This is a genomic window from Streptomyces genisteinicus (genome assembly GCF_014489615.1).
GTDB lineage: Bacteria > Actinomycetota > Actinomycetes > Streptomycetales > Streptomycetaceae > Streptomyces > Streptomyces genisteinicus.
In genome coordinates this window covers 1,551,542-1,568,522 of sequence record NZ_CP060825.1, presented here as the reverse complement: position 1 = coordinate 1,568,522, position 16,981 = coordinate 1,551,542, and the positions used below count along the sequence as shown (strand labels likewise).

The following is a 16,981-nucleotide window of genomic DNA, read 5'->3' as shown; positions in this document are numbered from 1 at the left end:
CCGGGGGTCAGTCGGGGCCCGGGGCCGTGAGGTCCACCCATATCCACGGCTCGCGGTGCCACGCACGCACCTCCCCGACGACGAGGTCGACCGTCACGCCCACAGGCGGCAGTTCCTGGGCGAGTCGCGCCACTCCCGGTTCGCCGCTGCGGCGGATCATGTCCAGCGAGGCGCCCACGGGTTCGTAGCCGTCGAGTTCTGCCGTGAGGCCCCACGGCTGGTGACCGGTGATCATCGCGCGGACGGCGTCGCCCTGACGGAGTTCGCTGAGGGAGCGCCTCGCCCTGTCTGTCATGACGGCATCATCCCTCCTCCACCCACCACCCTCCCCGGCGCAGGGCTGTGCCTCTCCACTCCGAGGTCGAGGCCCACGCCTCCGGCGCCCATGCCTCCGGCCTGGCGACGTCTCCTGGGTGCCGGCGGCGGTTCTCGCCGGCCGGTCAGGTCGCCACCGGCCGAGCCCCCATCGTGTGACTCTGCGTAACCTCTGGCCCGCCTATCGGATAGTCAGGGCGACGCGGAGCCGCACGGCTCCGGCCGGACGGACGGATGAGGCGAGGATTCCCATGAAGACCAGGCCTGCTGTTCTCACGACGGGGGCGCTGTTCGCGCTGCTGGCGGTGCCGGTGCAGCCGGGGCCGGCGCAGGCGGACGAGACGCACCAGAACTCCCACAACGGGTCGCAGTTCAGTCTGGTGCGCACCGGGCAGATCGACGATCCCATGGAGGACGTGCTGGAGCACGCGGCGATCCTGGGCAGCTCCACGACGACCAGCGACGGCGGCGAGTGACCGCTTCCGGCACGGCGTGAAGGGGGCCCGCCCGGAGAACCGGGCGGGCCCCCGTCACGGGTGAGGGGTCAGGAGGCGTTGAGCGTCCATTTCTGGTTGCCCGCGCCGGTGCAGCTCCAGATCTGGGCGCGGGTGCCGTCGGCGGAGGAGTTGCCGGTGACGTCCAGGCACTTGTCGGCCGCCGTGTTGACGACGTCGTGGGTGGTCGCGTTGTAGGACCACCGCTGGGCACCCGTGCCGTTGCAGGTCCAGAGCTGGACGGGTGCGCCGTTCGCGGTGGACGCGCCGCTCACGTCGAGGCACTTGCCGAGGGCGCGGACGGAGCCGTCCGGTCCGGCCGTCCAGCGCTGGGCCGCGCTGCCGTTGCAGGCGTGGAGCTGCACGGCGGTGCCGTCCGCGGTCGCGCCGCCCGCGACGTCGAGGCACTTGCCCGCCAGGCCGGTCAGGGTGCCGGAGGTCCCGCCGCCGCTTCCGCCGCCGGGTGTGCCGGCCCAGGTGAAGGTGGCCGTGGTGCGGGCGGGCAGCGTGTAGGTGAAGGACTGGTCGCCCCAGTTCACCCGGACCGACTGGGCGGAGGTGCCACCGTTGTGGGCGATGAGCGCCTTGGAGCCGTCGGGGTTGCGCCAGGCGACGTTCTGCACGGTCTGGTTGGCGGTGGAGGCGATGCGGTACGCGCCGGGCCTGACGAACTTGGTCAGGTGGCCCGTCGTGTAGTACTCGACCGTGTAGTCGACCTGGCCGGCGCGCGCGCCGCCCTCCTGCACGGTGATCAGTCCGGTGCAGGTGCCGCAACCGCCGTTGTGCGGGCCCATGTTCTGGTTGAGCGCCAGGCTCCACTTGACCAGGCTGCTGCTCCAGTTCCGGGCGTAGCTGACGATGTCGGTCATGTCCTCGTTGTGCTGGTTGCCGATCCAGGTGCCGCCGGAGTGCTCGGTGCTGAACTGCTTCACCGACGGGTACTGGTCGTGCACCTGGGTGCCGACCGCCGCGTCGCCGAAGTAGCCGTGCCAGGCGATGCCGCCGAACAGCGGGTCGTTGCGCACGCCCGCGTCGTTCAGGATCGGCGCGCCGAAGTTCGCGTAGTCGCCGTAGTTCCAGTCGTGCACCAGGATCTTGGTGGTGAGCCCCGCGGCGCGGAAGGCGGGGTAGACGTGGTTCTTGGTGAACTCCACCAGCCCGGAGGGGTTCCAGCTCATGCCGGGGTAGTTCATGGCGGTGGGGTTGCCGGCCTGGCAGCAGTTGGGCTCGTTCTGCACCGACAGGTAGTCGACCTTCACCCCGGCCGCCTGGTAGCTCTGCACGTACTTGACCAGGTACTGGGCGTAGAGCGGGTAGTACTCCCACTTCAGCCAGCCCATCTGGTCCATCCGCCCGTTGTCCTTCATCCAGCCGGGCGCGCTCCACGGCACGCCCTTCACCCGCAGGGCCGGGTTGAGCTGGCGGGCCTGCGAGGTCAGCAGGCGCACGTTCGTGTCGTAGCCGTTCGCGCCGAAGTCGTTCAGGTCGCAGCAGGTGTCGTCGAGGGAGACATGGCCCGGCCGGGACAGGTCGGAGGCGCCGATGGGGTTGCGCACGAAAGACAGGCCGATGCCGTCGGTGGGGGAGAAGAGCTTGCGCATCACCGCGTCCCGGGTGGCGGCCGAGACGGCCCCGCCGCGCAGCAGATGGGCCGTGGTGTCCGTGATGGAGGCGCCGCCGCCCTCGAACTGCTGGTACGTGGTGTTCTCGTCGACGGTGACGGTGTGGTTCGCCGAGCCGCCGGCGGGCCCGAAGGCGATCGGGGCCTGCTGGGCGAGGCCGCGGGTGACGGTGCGGCCGCCGGAGTCCGACGTGGTGGTCAGCCAGACGTCGACCCGTTCGCCCGCGGCCTGGGCGGTGCCGGGGCCGGCCATGACCAGGCACCCGGCGACGAGGGCACCGGCGGTGAGCGTGGTGAGGGGGCGGCGGACGGCGGTCCGGCGGCCGTGTCCCCGGGGCTGTTCGCCCAGGGAGGGCCGCAGGCCGCCCGGGCGGCGCCGTAGCGAGGTGATCGCACGCCTCATTGCGTCATGCACCTGACACTCCTTCGTCGCGATCTGCGGATGTGTGCGGAGCTGTCGTACGGGATCGCCGCCGCCGGGGAGCCCGGAGGTTTGGAGGTGCGTGTCCAAGACCTGAAGGCACGCGGCCCCGGGAGCCCCGGCGCGGGGGCTTTTCTCAAGCCATGAAGTTAAGAGTGGGGGTGGGGTGCGTCAACCCTCGGCGCAGAAGTTCGCGTCAGGGTCCGGTTCGCGAGGAGGTGCGCGATGGGCCCGGATGAATCGTTCAGGACTTGAAGGGAGGGGAGGGTGCTCGCGCCCGCCGCCGGGGGCCGGCTGCACGTCCCGGCCGCCCGTGCTCAGTCCTGCGCGGCCATCGCCCCGTACACCGCGACCAGGCGCGCCGTCGTCACGCCGTCCGCCAGCTGGAGCGGCTCGCGCACCGGACCCCCCGGCAGCCCCAGCGCGCCCAGCAGCGCCTTGGCGGTCACCGTGCCGGGCAGGCCCGACGCCATCATGGCCGCCACCAGCGGCAGCGTTCTGCGGTGCAGGTGGAGGGCGCGGGCGTTGTCACCGGCCCCGTGCGCGTCGAGGAGCTCCCGCAGGGGCCCGGCGGCCACGTTGGCGACCGTGGACACGAATCCGGTGCCCCCGACCGCCAGCAGCGGCAGGTTCAGCTCCTCGGACCCCGAGTAGTAGGCGAGACCGGTCTCCGCCATGACGCGGGCGCTGCCCATCAGGTCGTACGCGCAGTCCTTCACCGCGGCGATCCCCGGGTGCCCGGCGAGCCGCAGCATCGTCTCCGGCTCGATGCGGGTGCCGGTGCGGCCGGGGATGTCGTACAGCATCACCGGGATGCCGCAGCCGTCCGCGATCCGCCGGAAGTGCGCCTCGACGGCCGCCTGCGGGGGGCGGCTGTAGTACGGGGTGACCGCGAGGACCCCGGCGGCCCCGGACTCCTCGGCGGCCCGGGCCAGTTCGACGCTGTGCCGGGTGTCCGCCGTGCCGACGCCCGCGACGACGGGGACGCGGTCGCCGACGGCCTCGACCACCGCGCGGACCAGCGCGGACTTCTCCGCGTCGGTCGTGGTGGGCGATTCGCCGGTGGTGCCGGAGAGCACCAGGCCGTCGCAGCCCTCGTCGACCAGCCGGGCGGCGAGCTGCTGCGCGCCGCCCGGATCGAGGGCTCCGTCGGCGGTGAAGGGCGTGACCATGGCGCACAGGGCGCGGCCGAAAGGGTGCGAAGTGGGCATGGCAGCAGTCTGCTCGCCCGGACCGCGCAGCTCCAGTTACACCTTCTGGGGTCGACGGTGAAGCAATGCTGTGCGATCGCGGGGTGTGCGTCCTGCGCCGGCGGACGCACACCCCGCCCGCCTCACGGGCGGAAGCGCAGCACCTGCGGGTCGTGGTCGCTGTTCTGGTCGGCGAACTCCGCGTTGATGTGCACGCTGTCGTACGCGAAGGCGCCGATCGAGGGGCTGGTCAGGATCTGGTCCAGCACCTGGCTGTTGCCGTCGTAGACGTACGAGTAGCGCTCGGAGCGCGGCAGCGAGGTGATCGCCGCGCGCAGGGCGCCGCCCGCGGTGAGGGCCTGCGTGGTGCCGGAGAACTCGAAGTCGTTGATGTCGCCGACGACGAGGACGTCCGCCCGGCGGTCGGCCTTCAGGACCTCCTTGACGAAGGCGTTGACCGACTGGGCCTGGAGCAGCCGCTTGGCCTCGGAGGAACGGTTCGGCGGCTGGTGGTGGGAGACCAGGGACTCGTCACCGCCCTTCGAGCCGAAGTGGTTGGCGATCACGACGACCGGGCGGCCCCGGAAGGAGAACTCGCCGGCCAGCGGCTTGCGGCTGCTCTCCCAGGCCGCGTTCGCCGGGTCGATCCGCCCCGGCGAGTGGGTGAGGGCCGCGCGTCCCCGCTCCCGGACCACGCCCGTGGCGGTCGTCGCGTCGCCGGCGCCCCGGTCGGTGAAGGAGACCCGCTCCGGGTTGAAGAGGAACACCTGGCGGATGTTGCCGCCGGGCTCGCCGCCGTCCTTGTTGTTCTCCGGATCCACCGAGCGCCACTCGTAGGCCGGTCCGCCGGCCGCCCTGATCGCTTCCGTGAACTTGGCGACCGTCTGCCCGGCCGAGACCGTGCCGTCGTTCTTCGCGCCGTTGTCGTCCTGGATCTCCTCCAGCGCGAGGATGTCGGGCGAGGCGAGGTTCTCCACCACGCCCCTGGCCAGTGCGTCGAACTTCTCCTGCGGGTCGGACGGGTCCAGGTTCTCCACGTTGTACGTGGCCACCGCCAGCTCGCCGGAACGCTGCGGCCGGGTGCGCTCGCGCTCCAGGCCGCGGTCGACGACCGTGCCGAGGGTGCGGGCGGTCAGGGTGTAGCCGCCGTACTGGTTGAAGTCGAGCGGCCCCTCGGTGACGCCGGCGACGATGTCGCCCGTGTTCGCGGACGGGAAGGGCTGCTCCGCCAGCGGGGTCAGCGACTGGATCTTGAGGCGGCCGGTGTTCTGCGCCTCGTAGGAGCCGTAGACCGTGCCGCCGCGCAGGTTGGGGTGCTCCCACGGCTTGACCGTGACCCACAGTTCCGCGTGCGCGTTGGTCGCGCCGACCACCCGGGAGGTGCCGACGCGGATGTTGGTGCCCTCCAGGGACTCCCAGTAGTCCAGGGCGTACGCGCGGGGGCGCAGCGTGAGGCCGTTGATGCTGCCGCCCGTCGCGGCGTCGCCCTCGGGCGCGTACGCCGACGGCACCGACCAGGCGGAGACCGTGACGGGCGCGGGCACCGCGTTCCCCTGCGAGAGGACCGTCACCGCCGGCCGGGCTATCTGGGTCAGCGACTGGTTGCCGGACGCCGCACCGCCCGGCACGTACTCGCCGACCGTGCCCGAGACCAGCACGCTGTCGCCGACGGCCACCTCGGGCGCGGAGCCCGTGTAGACGAAGACGCCCTCGCTGGTCGCCGGGTCCCCGTCGCCCTCGGGGTCCTGGAACCAGAAGCCCTTCGAGCCGTACGTCCGCACACCCGTGACGATGCCCGGCACGTCGGTGACCTGACCGCCCACGAGCGGCGACACACGAGTGGTGCCCTGGACGTCGTGGATGCGCACGGGGCCGTTCTCGGCCGCGCCGGCGGTGGTGGAACCGGCGAGCAGACCCGCGGCGAGGGCGGCGGCGACGAGGGCCGCCACGGCGGGCGTTCTCGGTACGGCGGAAGAAGGCATCACGGAACTCCGGGAGGTCGGAACGAGGGTTTCGCGCCCGGCACGCAGGGGGCCGGGCAGGTTCTACGCGCGTCAATCTCTTGGCTGGGCAGGGCACTTGTCAAGGGTGCGCAGATGTACGACGGCCCACGTCCCGGTGAACTCCGAGCCCGCCGTCCGCGGCCCGCCGGGCGAATCCCCGGGCGGCGGCCGGGGCCGCCCGAATACGTCTACGCTGGAGGCGCCCGCCGCGCACGAGGCACGGGCGTCCGTAACACGCGGAGGAGAACCGCAAGATGCCCGAAGACCGTCCCACCCTTCCGCCGGTCCTGCTGCCCTCGGATGCGGAACTGGCGCGGGCGGCCCTCGCCGCGCCGCTGCTGGCCCGGGCCGTCAGGCTCGCGCGCTGGGCGGGACCGGGCACGCGGGTCGGCGCGGGCGGCGAACTGGTCACCGGGCAACTCGCCGACGCGGCAAGGGAACTGGGCCTGCCGGACGACCCGGACGGCGACGGCCCCGCCTACGCGGGCGAGGCGTGGCGGGTCGCCGTCGACACCGGTCTGGTGGAGGTCGAGGACCCGCAGGAGGACGCCCCCGGCGCCGGCGACGGCACGGCCGCCGACGACGGCGACGACACCGGAGCCACCGGCGGCGCGGTCGCGGGCGCCAACCTCGCACTGATCACCAAGGGCTCCCCGCAGGACGTGCTCGGCCTGTGGCTGGACGCCCTCGACGTCGTCCTCGCCGACGCCGCCGCACCCGTCATCGACGATCTGCACGACGTCATCGGGGAGGACGGCGAGATCGACTTCGACGCCCTCGACTGGGACCCCGAGGCGGAGGCCGAGTTCCTGGAGGGCGTGCTCGGCAACCTCTACCTGCTGACCGTCGCCGAGGCCGGCCCCGGGGAGCAGCCCGTCCCGCTGCCCGTGCTCGCCGCCTCCATGGTGATCCCCGACGACATGGGCGAGCCGACGGACGACGTGCTGGAGCAGGTCTCCGAGGCGATGATGCGCCTCGACGACCAGTTCCGGCTGCTGGAGCCGGTCGGCCTGGTGGACTACCGGCCCGTCGACGAGGCACTGATGGCCGAGGAGGGTGAGGAGCAGGAACCGGCGGCCGTCGACGACGAGGACGTCTCCCGCTACGGACTGGTCCGGCTCACGCCGCTCGGCCTGTACGGCATCCGCTCCAGGATGCTGGAGGCGGGCGTCGACGCCCCCGCCGTGGGCGACCTCGCGGACAAGGGCGCCGACGTGCTCCTCGGCGGCCTCACCGGCTACCCCGAACCGGCCGCGCGCGCCGAGACGTTGCAGTGGCTCGCCCCGCGCACCCCGGCCGACGCCGCCCGCGAACTGCTCGCCGCCGCGCGCGGCGGCGACCGGGACGCCCCCCTGCGGCGGCTCCACTGCCAGCAGGCCCTCGCCCTCGTCGGCACCCCCGCCGAGCCCGAGGTCCGCGCCGTCCTGGACGACGCCGAACTCGGCGGCCTGGCACGTGTCTGGCTCGCCGAGCACGGGGCGTCGGACGTACCGCCGCCGCCGGAGTCGATGATCTTCTGGCTCGCGATCGACACCATCGCCGCCCAGCTGGACGCCGACGGCGAGGCCGAGGAGCTCCAGGACCTGGTCGAGGGTCTCGTCGGCCAGCACAGCGGATTCTTCGACGCCGCCTGGCGGGTGGAGCACCCGGCCACGGCGGACGTGCTGGAGGCGATGGGCCGCCTGCACCGGGACAAGCAGCTGGCGAAGGAGGCCCGCAAGGCGGCCTTCAAGGCACGCTCGCGCGGGGGCGCCGCGTAGGGCGGCGTCCCGGCCGTGGTCGTCGTGTCCGCGCGGCGGACCCGAGCGCCGGCGGTCGGCGGCGGGCCCGGGGACCCGCGACACCGTCGTCCCCCGCGAAGGGGACGCCCGTCGACCGGAGTTCAGACCGTGTTCGCGCGGGGGCGGGAAGCTGAGGCGCACCAGGCCGGCCCGCACGCGCCCCCGAGGAGACCCGAATGCCGATCAGCCGCAGGGAATTCGCCCGGAACTCCGCCCTCGCCGGTGCCGGGGTCGCCCTGACCGGCGCCGTCGGATCGCTCGCCACAGCCCCGGGCGCCCTCGCCTCGGACGAGCACGACCACGGTGACCACGACGCCGCGGACCGGGGCGACGGCCGGGGCCGCGAGCCGGGCTACGGGCCCCTCGTACCCGTCCCCGACGGACTCCTCGCCCTGCCCGCCGGGTTCTCGTACCGGGTCCTCACCCGTACCGGCGTCACCAGGCTGGAGTCCGGCGAGTTCACCCCCGGCAAGCACGACGGCACCGCGGCCTTCGACGGCCCGCGCGGCACGACGCTGCTCGTCGTCAACCACGAGCTCTCGGGTCCCCGCGCCGGTGTCGCCCATCCCGTGCCCGCCGCCGACGGCCTGGTCTACGACCCCGCGGCCCCCGGCGGCTGCACCGTCGTCGAGACCCGGCGCGGCGGCGAGGTCGCCCAGTGGGTCGGCATCGCGGGCACGGCGCAGAACTGCGCCGGCGGCACCACACCGTGGAACACCTGGCTGACCTGCGAGGAGACCGAGGCCAGGGCCGGGCAGAACGGCATGACCAAGGACCACGGCTACGTCTTCGAGGTCGACCCCCTCGACCGGCGGGCCAACCTCGGCCCCGAGCCCGTCAAGGCGCTCGGCCGCTTCGCCCACGAAGCGGTCGTCGTCGACCCGCGGCGCGGACACCTCTACCTCACCGAGGACGCGTCCGGCCCCAACGGCCTGCTCTACCGCTGGGTCCCGCCGCGCGGCTTCGCCCACGGCCGCGGACGGCTCCGCACCCTCGCGGACGACGCGGGAGCGCTCCAGGCGGCCCGCTGCTTCGATTCCGGTGGCCGGTTCGTGGACGATCTCTCGCGGGCCACCCGGATCGGCACGGTCTACGGCGTGGACTGGGCCGACGTGCCCGACCGGGACGCGCGGACCGTCCCGGTGCGCAGGCAGTTCCGGGACGACGAGGTCACGAGGGGCCGCAAGCTCGAAGGCATGTGGTGGGGCGACGGGGGCGCCTACGTCGTGTCCTCCTACGCCCGCGAGGAGAGCCCCGGGCAGCACGACGGCCAGGTCTGGTTCTACGACCCCCGGCGGCGGACCCTCACCCTGAAGGTGCTGTTCGGCGCCGACCCGGACCCCGCCGCGGACGGCGCCTTCGACGGGCCCGACAACATCACCGTCTCCCCGTACGGCGGCCTGGTCATCGCCGAGGACGGCGACGGCGTGCAGCATCTCATCGGGGCCACCGACAGCGGCCGCACCTACCCGATCGCCCGCAACGAGCTGAACGCCGGCACCGAGGCGGACCCGGACTACAGCGAGTTCGCCGGTGTGGTCTTCTCCCCGGACGGACGCACCCTCTACGCGAGCATCCAGACGCCCGGCATCATGTTCGCGATCACCGGACCGTGGCGGCGCCGCCCCGGCGGACACTAGACGGCACGGAGGGCCGGGCGCCCTGGGCCGGGAGTCCTCCGGTCCGGGCCGGACCGTCCTGCCGGGGGCCGGACGTCCCGCCGTGGAGCACCCGGGAGAGCGGGCCGGTAATTCGGTGGCGTGTCCGCCGGGGCCCTCACTACAGTCACCCCGTGGACCGCACCTCCCGGTGCGCGGACCGCGGCCGTCGCCCTTCCCGGCGTCCTGTGCCGCCGACCGCAGGATCTCGGGAGACCCGGTCCACGGGGCGGCCCGGTGCGCCCGGCGACGGATACTTCCACGACAGAGATTGCGGGTTCGAATCCCGTCCGGCCGCGTGCCGGTAGCTCAACCGGACAGAGCACCCGTCTCCGTCACCGAACCTGATCTCGGGCCGCCCACCCCCAGCACCTCTCATCCGCGGAAATCCGGGGGGATTTTCCCATCACTCGTTTCAACAGCGCCGCAGCGCGCGACGAGGCAGCTCCCTACTCCTACATCGACCGGCACGGCCGTGTCCTCTTCGGCGACGAGGAGGCGCCGCCGGACAGGCCGCGCCCCGCCGGGCGTCCCGTCGAGGGCGGACACCTCGTCCGCCCGGCCGCCGTACCGGACGCGCTTCCGCCGGCGCGGCCCCGCACCCACGAGGGCGCGCCCGGCTTCGCGCGTGACCCGCGCACCGAGCTGTTCCTGCTGGCGGTCGCCCACTTCACGGACACCGGAACCTTCTACGAGTCGGCCCGTGACCGGGACAGCCGGTTCACCTCGCTGGTGCGCACCCTCGCCGTCGAGGACCCGCGGTGGACCGCCGGCCTGCTCGGCTGGCTGCGCACCGGGGCGCACATGCGCACCGCCCCGATCGCCGGCGCCGTGGCCTTCGTCCACGCCCGTCTCGCCGCGGGTGCGGACGGCGGGGACTCGTACAACCGCCGGGTCGTCGACGCCGTGCTCCAGCGCGCCGACGAGCCGGGCGAACTGCTCGCCCACTGGACGGCCGTCCACGGGCGCGCGGTGCCCAAACCGGTGAAACGCGGTGTCGCCGACGCGGTCCGCCGGCTCTACGGCGCCCGCTCCCTGCTCAAGTACGACACGGAGAGCAGGAAGTTCCGCTTCGGCGACGTGCTCGCCCTGGTGCATGCGTCGCCGGACCCGGCGAAGCCGTGGCAGGGCGACCTCTTCCGGCACGCCCTCGACCGCAGGCGCCGCCCCGGCACGGCCGAGGTGCCGGACACGCTGCCCCTGCTCGCCGCCCACCGGGAGCTGACGGGACTGCCGGTGGCGGAGCGCCGGGCCGCCGTCACCGCAGCCGGCGCCGCGGAGCGGCTCGCCGCGGCGGGCATGACGTGGGAGGCCCTGGCGGGCTGGCTCCAGGGGCCGATGGACGCCGTCGCCTGGGAGGCCGTCATCCCCTCGATGGGGCCGATGGCGCTGCTGCGGAACCTGCGCAACTTCGACGAGGCGGGCGTGGGGGACGAGGCCGCGGCATCGGTCGCGGCGCGGATCGCGGACCCCGTGGCGGTCGCCGCGTCCCGGCAGTTCCCCTTCCGCTACCTCGCCGCCTCCCGGCACGCCCCGTCGCAGCGGTGGGCGCCCGCGCTGGAGCGGGCCCTCGGGCACTCGCTGGCGAACGTGCCCGCGCTGCCGGGCCGCACGCTGATCCTGGTCGACCGCTCGGGCTCGATGTGGGACGCCCTCTCCGAACGCTCCGTGCTCAACCGGGCGGACGCCGCCGCGCTCTTCGGCACGGCCGTCGCGATGCGCTGCGAGCAGGCGGACCTGGTGCAGTTCGGCACCTCGCACCACCGGGTGGAGTTCGCGCGGGACGAGCCGGTGCTCACGGTGATGAAACGCTTCCGGATGCTCGGCGGCACCGACACCGCGCGGGCGGTCAGGGCGCACTACGACGGGCACGACCGGGTGCTGATCGTCACCGACGAGCAGGCGGCGGACAGCCCCCGCCGGGGTGTGGGCGACCCCGTCCCTGCCGGCGTGCCCCTCTACACGTGGAATCTGGCCGGCTACCGCTACGGGCACGCTCCCGCGGAGGGCCCCCACCGGCATGTCTTCGGCGGACTTTCCGACGCCGCTTTCCGGATGGTGCCGCTGGTGGAGCGGGGTGCGGCGGGAGCCTGGCCCTGGTTGTGACCTCATCGGCATGGTCAGCGGACGGCCTCAGGGCGCATACTGCGGTCAATGACCACGTCAGCCGGATCCCGGCGCCCCCTGCCCACCAGTCCCTTCAACCGGCCCGCCCCCGCCGCCGAACCGATCGAACGGTACGACGTGGGTGACCGGGTCTCCCACGACCAGTTCGGTCTCGGACGGATTCTCGCCGTCGAGGGCGACAACGCCGCGGTGTTCGTCGACTTCGCCGGCCGTCAGGGGCGCATCCTCAGCCCCTTCACCAAACTGGCGAAGCTCTGACCAGCTCTCCGCGGGGTGCCCGCCGCCCCCGACGGGCACCCCGCGGAGAGGTCACAGCGCCTGCGCCGCAGGCTTGACCATGCCGCGCACGGTGCGCGACTTCACGAAGTCGCCCATGGCGGTCATCTCCCACTCGCCGGAGAACTGCTTGATCAGCTTGGCCATCATGACGCCCGTCTGCGGCTCGGCGCCCGTGAGGTCGAAGCGGACCAGCTCCTCGCCCGTCGCGGCGTCCAGCAGCCGGCAGTAGGCCTTCGCCACCTCGGTGAACTTCTGGCCCGAGAAGGAGTTCACCGTGAACACCAGTCCCGTCGCGTCGGCGGGCAGCCGGCCCAGGTCGACCACGATGACCTCGTCGTCGCCCGCGCCCTCGCCCGTCAGGTTGTCGCCCGAGTGCTTGACGGAGCCGTTGAGGATGGACAGCTTGCCGAAGTAGCAGCTGTCCAGGTGGTTGCGGTTGGGGCCGTAGGCGATGACGGACGCGTCGAGGTCGATGTCCTTGCCGCGGAACGCGGGCTCCCAGCCCAGGCCCATCTTCACCTGGGACAGCAGCGGGCGGCCGCCCTTGACCAGCGAGACGGTCTGGTTCTTCTGGAGGCTGACCCGGCCCTTGTCGAGGTTGATCTTGCCCGTGCCCGGAGCGGGGGCGGGCGGAGCCGGCGGAGGCGGGGCCGCGGCCGCGATCCGGGGGTCGGTCACCGGCGCGGGAGGCGCGGGCCGGACCGGCGCGGGTTGGACGGGCGCGGGCTGGACGGGCGCCGGGGCCGCCGCGGGCTCCTCGTCGACGGAGACCCCGAAGTCGGTGGCGATGCCCGCGAGGCCGTCGGCGTACCCCTGGCCCACGGCGCGCGCCTTCCAGACGCCGTTGCGGCGGTAGATCTCCACGATCACCAGGGCCGTCTCGGAGCCGAGGCGCGGCGGGGTGAACGTGGCGAGCGCGGTGCCGTCGTCCGCCCCGCGGATGGTGGCGGTCGGCTCGATGCCCTGGAACGTCTGGCCCGCCGCGTCCGGGCTCGCCGTCACGACGATCTTCTCTACGGCAGGGGGCACGGCCGCGGTGTCGACGACGATCGCGTCAGGCGCGGTGCCGCCGCCCGATCGGTAGGTGACACCCGGTCCCTGCGGCTGGTTGTAGAAGATGAAGTCGTCGTCGGAGCGCACCTTGCCGTCGGCGGTGAGCAGCAGGCCCGATACGTCGAGCCGCACCGGGGCGGCGACGTCCACCGCCACACGGGTGACGGAGAGAGGGATGTTCGAGCCGGGGGTCATAGCTGTCATGCCTGACGTAACGAGCGAGGCCGCTTTACCGTTCCCTTACTGTTCGCGTCCGATCAGGTGACCCGCGAGCGGGGCCCCGACCGCCTCGCGTTCATCTGTTGCGCGGGTGGTCGCGTGCCGTGCGCTCGTTGCCGAAGCGGTACGCGCCGGTCCAGCGCGCCATCACCAGCTGGGCGTCACCCGACTCCACCTCGGCGAGGAACTTCGCCGCCCGCGCGCCGCGGAGCGTGGCGGCCGCGCGGCCGCGGTGGGTGACGACGACGGTGCCGTCGCCGCGCTCGGTCCAGCTGAATCCTGAAGGTCTGCCCATGCCGGACATCGTGACCCGGCGGGACCGGGCGGGTCACCCGGATTTCCCGGCCGGCGCCCGCCCGGGCCGTCTCCCGCTCTCCCGCTCTTCTGTTCTCCCGATCCTCCGGCCCGTGGCCCTCTGCCCGGTTCCTGCCCGGTCCTCCGCCCCTGGGGCGCGCAGGACCGGGCGGCGGGTGGTCAGCGGGGCCGATGGCCGGTGCGGCCCGCGGCCGGTGGGGTCAGGTGGGGCGAGCGGTCAGTGGGGCCAGGTGGGGTGAGCGGTCAGTGGGGCCAGCGGGGCGGGTCGGTGGTGAAGTGGCCGCCGAGGCAGGCGTGCTCCGGCTTCTCCGGGTCGAGCTCCCCGTGCTCGGCGAGCAGCTTCGGCGCGTACTGCTCCGAGTCGTCCTGCGGCTCGTAGCCGAGCGCGCGGGCGCTCGACAGGTCCCACCACAGGCGGGTGTTGGCGGACGAGCCGTACACGATGCTGTGGCCGACGTCCTCCGCGCTCAGGGCGGCGTGGAAGAGCCGCGCGCCGTCGCCGGGGCTCATCCACACGGAGAGCATCCGCACCGAGGTCGGCTCCATGAAGCAGGACCCGATGCGCACCGAGACGGTCTGGAGCCCGTGGCGGTCCCAGTACAGCTGGGCCAGGTCCTCGCCGAAGCACTTGGACAGGCCGTAGAAGGTGTCGGGCCGGTGGCGGGTCTCGACCGGGATGAGGTCGCCGGGGGCGACCGGCGCGGGGCCGGCCGGGCGCGGGACGTACCCCACGGCGTGGTTGCTGGAGGCGAAGACGACCCGGTCGACCTTCTCCTCCCGGGCGGCTTCGTAGAGGTTGTACGTGCCCTCGATGTTGGCCCGGAGGATCTTGTCGAAGTCGGCCTCCAGCGAGATGCCCGCCAGGTGGAGCACGGCGTCGACCCCGCGGACGGCCTCGCGCACCGCGTCCCGGTCGGCGAGGTCGCCGACGACGGCGTCCGGCTCGCCCTCGATCGGCACGACGTCGAAGAGGCGGAGCTCGTAGCCGTAGGCGGGCAGCAGCCCGCGCATCAGGGTGCCGAGCCCGCCGGCGGCGCCGGTGAGCAGGACGGTGCGGGGTGCCGGCATCGCTGGGTCTCTCCCTCGGGGGACTCACGGCCGCGGGTTCCCGGCCATGACGCGTCAGGTGCGTGGACTCGATTCACATCCGTGGACACGCTAGAAAGCGCTCCCCGGTGACGTCAAGTCTCCCGCGAGGTGGACGATTCCGGGGCTCGGATTGCCGATGGGCTCCTTGACCCGCCCGCCGGGGCCGGACTAGCGTGGCAGCGTTCAGAAATATGGACGTCGATCAGAATTGTGCACGAGCGGAGGCTCGGTGCACGGCCAGGGAGCGCCAGTGACCTCAGAACCGCTCGCCGCCGATCCCCTCGCCGCCCGGCTCACCCGGGGCAGGGGGCCGCTGTTCTTCCCCGTCACCGCCTACGGGCCGGACGGCGGCATCGACCTCGCGGCCTTCCGCGCCCATGTGCGCGCGGGCATCGACGCGGGAGCCGCCGCGGTCTTCGCCTGCTGCGGGACCGGCGAGTTCCACGCCCTGTCGCCCGAGGAGTTCCGGCTCTGCGTCCGGGCGGCCGTGGAGGAGAGCGCCGGCCGTGTCCCCGTCCTGGCCGGTACCGGCCACGGCACCGCGCTCGCGATCGCCTACGCGCGGGCCGCCGAGGAGGAGGGCGCGGACGGGCTGCTCGCCATGCCGCCCTACCTCGTCGTCGCCGACCAGCCCGGTCTGATCCGGCACTACACCGACATCGCCGCCGCGACCTCGCTCGACGTCATCGTCTACCAGCGCGACAACGCCGTCTTCGCCCCCGACACCGTGGTGGCCCTGGCGCGCGTCGAGCGGATCATCGGCCTCAAGGACGGCCTCGGCGACCTCGACCTGATGCAGCGGATCGTCAGCGCGGTCCGCACCGCGGAGCCCGGGCGCGAGTTCCTCTACTTCAACGGCCTCCCCACCGCCGAACTGACCGGGCTCGCCTACCGCGGCATCGGCATCGGCCTCTACTCCTCCGCCGTCTTCGCCTTCGCCCCCGACATCGCCCTCGCCTTCCACCGGGCGCTGACCACCGGCGACGACAAGACCGTGGCCCGGCTGCTCGACGGGTTCTTCGTGCCGCTGGTCGAACTGCGCAACCAGGGCCGCGGCTACGCCGTCTCGCTGGTCAAGGCGGGCGTGCGCCTCGGCGGACTCGACGTCGGCGAGGTGCGCCCGCCGCTGTGCGAGCCCACCGCCGCCCACACCGACGCCCTCGCGGCCCTCGTCGCGCACGGACGCACCCTGCTGGAGGGCGCCGCGTGAGGACGTCGGCCTTCCTCTACCCGTGGGACGTCGTGGGCGACCCCGAGGCCCCGGACCGTCTCGCCGCCCTCGGGATCCGGCAGGTCACCCTCGCGTCGGCCTACCACTCCACCCGCGCCCTGACGCCGCGCCACCCCCGGCACCGCATCGTCACCGCCTCCCATGCCGCCGTCCTCTACCCGCCCGACCCGGCCCACTGGTCCGGCCACGCGCTCAAGCCCTACGAGGCGGGCGACTGGGCGAGCGGCGACGCCTTCGGCGAGGCCGCGGCCGCCCTGGCGGCCGCCGGGCTCGACGTGCACAGCTGGGTGGTCCTCGCCCACAACTCCCGTATGGGCGCGGAGCATCCGGGGACCTCCGTGGTGAACGCCTACGGCGACCGTTACCCGTGGGCGCCGTGCATCGCCCGGCCCGAGGTCCGCGACCACCTGGTCGCCCTCGCCGCGGAGGCGGCGGCCCGCCCCGGCGCGGGCGGTACGGAACTCGAGTCCTGCGGCTGGTACGGCCTCGCCCATCTGCACGCCCACGACAAGATCGCCGGGGTCGCGCTGGGGGAGGCGGCGCAGTACCTGATGTCGCTCTGCTTCTGCGGCTCCTGCGGAGCGGGATACGAGGAGGCCGGGGCCGCCCCCGACCGGCTCGCCGAGACGGTGCGCAAGGCCCTGGAGCCGGTCTGGCAGGGCACCGCGCCGCAGGGCGCGAGCGTCCGCGACCTGCTGGGCGCCGATCTCGCCGACGCGGTCGCCGCGTTCCGCACCGGCACCGCCCGGTCGCTCCAGGAGCGGGCCGTGGCGGCCGTGCGGGCCGCGGCGCCGGACGGCTTCCGGGTCCTCCTGCACGCCGACCCCGAGCCCCTGCGCTGCGGCGCCAACGCCGGCGTCGACCCGGCACACGTCCTCTCCGTCGCCGACGGGGTGGTCGTGCCCTGCACCGGCGGCCCGCGGCTGCTCGCCCCGTTCGTCCCGCACACCCGGCCGGACACCGTGCTGGCGGCGAACCTCACGGTCGTCTCGGGCATGGGCGGCTCGCCCGCCGCTCTCGCCGCCGACGCGGCCCGCGCCGCCGAGGCGGGCGCCACCGAACTGCGGCTCTACCACGCGGGCCTGGCGTCCGACGAGGACCTGGCCGCCGTGCGCGAGGCGCTGCGCTCCCCGGCCTGACGGTCTCGGGGGTGGGGGCGCTGCGGCTGCCTGGTCCGGTGGTGGT

The 16,981-nt window shown here is 73.8% G+C and carries 14 protein-coding genes; 7 read left to right on the top strand and 7 right to left on the bottom strand.

Translation table 11 applies throughout. The features are described from left to right. Positions 1–7: 7 nt before the first annotated feature. Positions 8–295, bottom strand: a complete 288-nt coding sequence (locus IAG43_RS06970; protein WP_187739887.1) for a hypothetical protein — start codon at positions 293–295, stop codon at positions 8–10. A 271-nt stretch (positions 296–566) separates the two neighbouring features. Here IAG43_RS06970 and IAG43_RS06965 point away from each other — a divergent pair, with 271 nt between their 5' ends. After that, on the top strand, positions 567–791 hold the full coding sequence (locus IAG43_RS06965; protein WP_187739886.1) for a hypothetical protein: 225 nt from the start codon (positions 567–569) through the stop codon (positions 789–791). Between the two features lie 68 nt (positions 792–859). On the opposite strand, the gene IAG43_RS06960 is transcribed toward IAG43_RS06965, so the two are convergent. The 3 genes from IAG43_RS06960 to IAG43_RS06950 all read right to left on the bottom strand — a co-directional run bounded on the left by IAG43_RS06960 (position 860) and on the right by IAG43_RS06950 (position 6,023). Then, the gene (locus tag IAG43_RS06960) at positions 860–2,683 is read right to left on the bottom strand and encodes an RICIN domain-containing protein (protein WP_246574705.1); all 1,824 of its coding nucleotides are present in this window, start codon (positions 2,681–2,683) and stop codon (positions 860–862) included. Between the two features lie 485 nt (positions 2,684–3,168). Next, positions 3,169–4,062: a 4-hydroxy-tetrahydrodipicolinate synthase gene (dapA, locus tag IAG43_RS06955; protein ID WP_187739885.1), complete on the bottom strand. Its 894-nt coding sequence runs from the start codon at positions 4,060–4,062 to the stop codon at positions 3,169–3,171. Between the two features lie 122 nt (positions 4,063–4,184). Continuing rightward, positions 4,185–6,023 (bottom strand): endonuclease/exonuclease/phosphatase family protein, encoded by a 1,839-nt coding sequence (locus tag IAG43_RS06950; protein WP_187739884.1) that lies wholly within the window; start codon positions 6,021–6,023, stop codon positions 4,185–4,187. Between the two features lie 275 nt (positions 6,024–6,298). On the opposite strand from IAG43_RS06950, the gene IAG43_RS06945 reads away from it, so the two are divergent. The 4 genes from IAG43_RS06945 (at position 6,299) to IAG43_RS06930 (ending at position 11,868) form a co-directional block, all read left to right on the top strand. Further along, a complete protein-coding gene (locus IAG43_RS06945; protein WP_187739883.1) occupies positions 6,299–7,804 on the top strand; it encodes a hypothetical protein in 1,506 nt (501 codons plus the stop codon). Between the two features lie 197 nt (positions 7,805–8,001). After that, positions 8,002–9,465 (top strand): alkaline phosphatase PhoX, encoded by a 1,464-nt coding sequence (locus IAG43_RS06940; RefSeq protein ID WP_187739882.1) that lies wholly within the window; start codon positions 8,002–8,004, stop codon positions 9,463–9,465. A gap of 477 nt (positions 9,466–9,942) precedes the next feature. Further along, the gene (locus IAG43_RS06935; RefSeq protein ID WP_187744323.1) at positions 9,943–11,589 is read left to right on the top strand and encodes a TROVE domain-containing protein; all 1,647 of its coding nucleotides are present in this window, start codon (positions 9,943–9,945) and stop codon (positions 11,587–11,589) included. A gap of 48 nt (positions 11,590–11,637) precedes the next feature. Then, on the top strand, positions 11,638–11,868 hold the full coding sequence (locus tag IAG43_RS06930) for a hypothetical protein (protein ID WP_187744789.1): 231 nt from the start codon (positions 11,638–11,640) through the stop codon (positions 11,866–11,868). 51 nt (positions 11,869–11,919) lie between these two features. On the opposite strand, the gene IAG43_RS06925 is transcribed toward IAG43_RS06930, so the two are convergent. From IAG43_RS06925 to IAG43_RS06915, 3 genes are all read right to left on the bottom strand, one after another. Continuing rightward, the gene (locus IAG43_RS06925) at positions 11,920–13,146 is read right to left on the bottom strand and encodes a TerD family protein (protein ID WP_187739881.1); all 1,227 of its coding nucleotides are present in this window, start codon (positions 13,144–13,146) and stop codon (positions 11,920–11,922) included. Between the two features lie 91 nt (positions 13,147–13,237). Next, positions 13,238–13,456, bottom strand: coding sequence for a hypothetical protein (locus IAG43_RS06920; RefSeq protein WP_187739880.1), 219 nt, complete (start codon positions 13,454–13,456; stop codon positions 13,238–13,240). Positions 13,457–13,719: 263 nt separating this feature from the next. Beyond that, a complete protein-coding gene (locus tag IAG43_RS06915; protein ID WP_187739879.1) occupies positions 13,720–14,544 on the bottom strand; it encodes an NAD-dependent epimerase/dehydratase family protein in 825 nt (274 codons plus the stop codon). A 271-nt stretch (positions 14,545–14,815) separates the two neighbouring features. On the opposite strand from IAG43_RS06915, the gene IAG43_RS06910 reads away from it, so the two are divergent. Together IAG43_RS06910 and IAG43_RS06905 are read left to right on the top strand one after the other, a co-directional pair. After that, the gene (locus IAG43_RS06910) at positions 14,816–15,775 is read left to right on the top strand and encodes a 5-dehydro-4-deoxyglucarate dehydratase (RefSeq protein ID WP_187739878.1); all 960 of its coding nucleotides are present in this window, start codon (positions 14,816–14,818) and stop codon (positions 15,773–15,775) included. Then, a complete protein-coding gene (locus IAG43_RS06905; RefSeq protein ID WP_187739877.1) occupies positions 15,772–16,935 on the top strand; it encodes a hypothetical protein in 1,164 nt (387 codons plus the stop codon). Before IAG43_RS06910 ends, IAG43_RS06905 begins: the two co-directional genes overlap by 4 nt. Positions 16,936–16,981 lie beyond the last annotated feature (46 nt).

Excerpts from the sequence above, each read along its gene's own strand:
- IAG43_RS06960 (WP_246574705.1), bottom strand. The coding sequence starts at position 2,683 with ATGGCCGGCCCCGGCACCGCCCAGGCCGCGGGCGAACGGGTCGACGTC.
- IAG43_RS06965 (WP_187739886.1), top strand. The coding sequence starts at position 567 with ATGAAGACCAGGCCTGCTGTTCTCACGACGGGGGCGCTGTTCGCGCTG.
- IAG43_RS06915 (WP_187739879.1), bottom strand. The coding sequence starts at position 14,544 with ATGCCGGCACCCCGCACCGTCCTGCTCACCGGCGCCGCCGGCGGGCTC.
- dapA (WP_187739885.1), bottom strand. The coding sequence starts at position 4,062 with ATGCCCACTTCGCACCCTTTCGGCCGCGCCCTGTGCGCCATGGTCACG.
- IAG43_RS06945 (WP_187739883.1), top strand. The coding sequence starts at position 6,299 with ATGCCCGAAGACCGTCCCACCCTTCCGCCGGTCCTGCTGCCCTCGGAT.
- IAG43_RS06940 (WP_187739882.1), top strand. The coding sequence starts at position 8,002 with ATGCCGATCAGCCGCAGGGAATTCGCCCGGAACTCCGCCCTCGCCGGT.
- IAG43_RS06930 (WP_187744789.1), top strand. The coding sequence starts at position 11,638 with ATGACCACGTCAGCCGGATCCCGGCGCCCCCTGCCCACCAGTCCCTTC.
- IAG43_RS06920 (WP_187739880.1), bottom strand. The coding sequence starts at position 13,456 with ATGGGCAGACCTTCAGGATTCAGCTGGACCGAGCGCGGCGACGGCACC.
- IAG43_RS06970 (WP_187739887.1), bottom strand. The coding sequence starts at position 295 with ATGACAGACAGGGCGAGGCGCTCCCTCAGCGAACTCCGTCAGGGCGAC.
- IAG43_RS06925 (WP_187739881.1), bottom strand. The coding sequence starts at position 13,146 with ATGACAGCTATGACCCCCGGCTCGAACATCCCTCTCTCCGTCACCCGT.
- IAG43_RS06950 (WP_187739884.1), bottom strand. The coding sequence starts at position 6,023 with ATGCCTTCTTCCGCCGTACCGAGAACGCCCGCCGTGGCGGCCCTCGTC.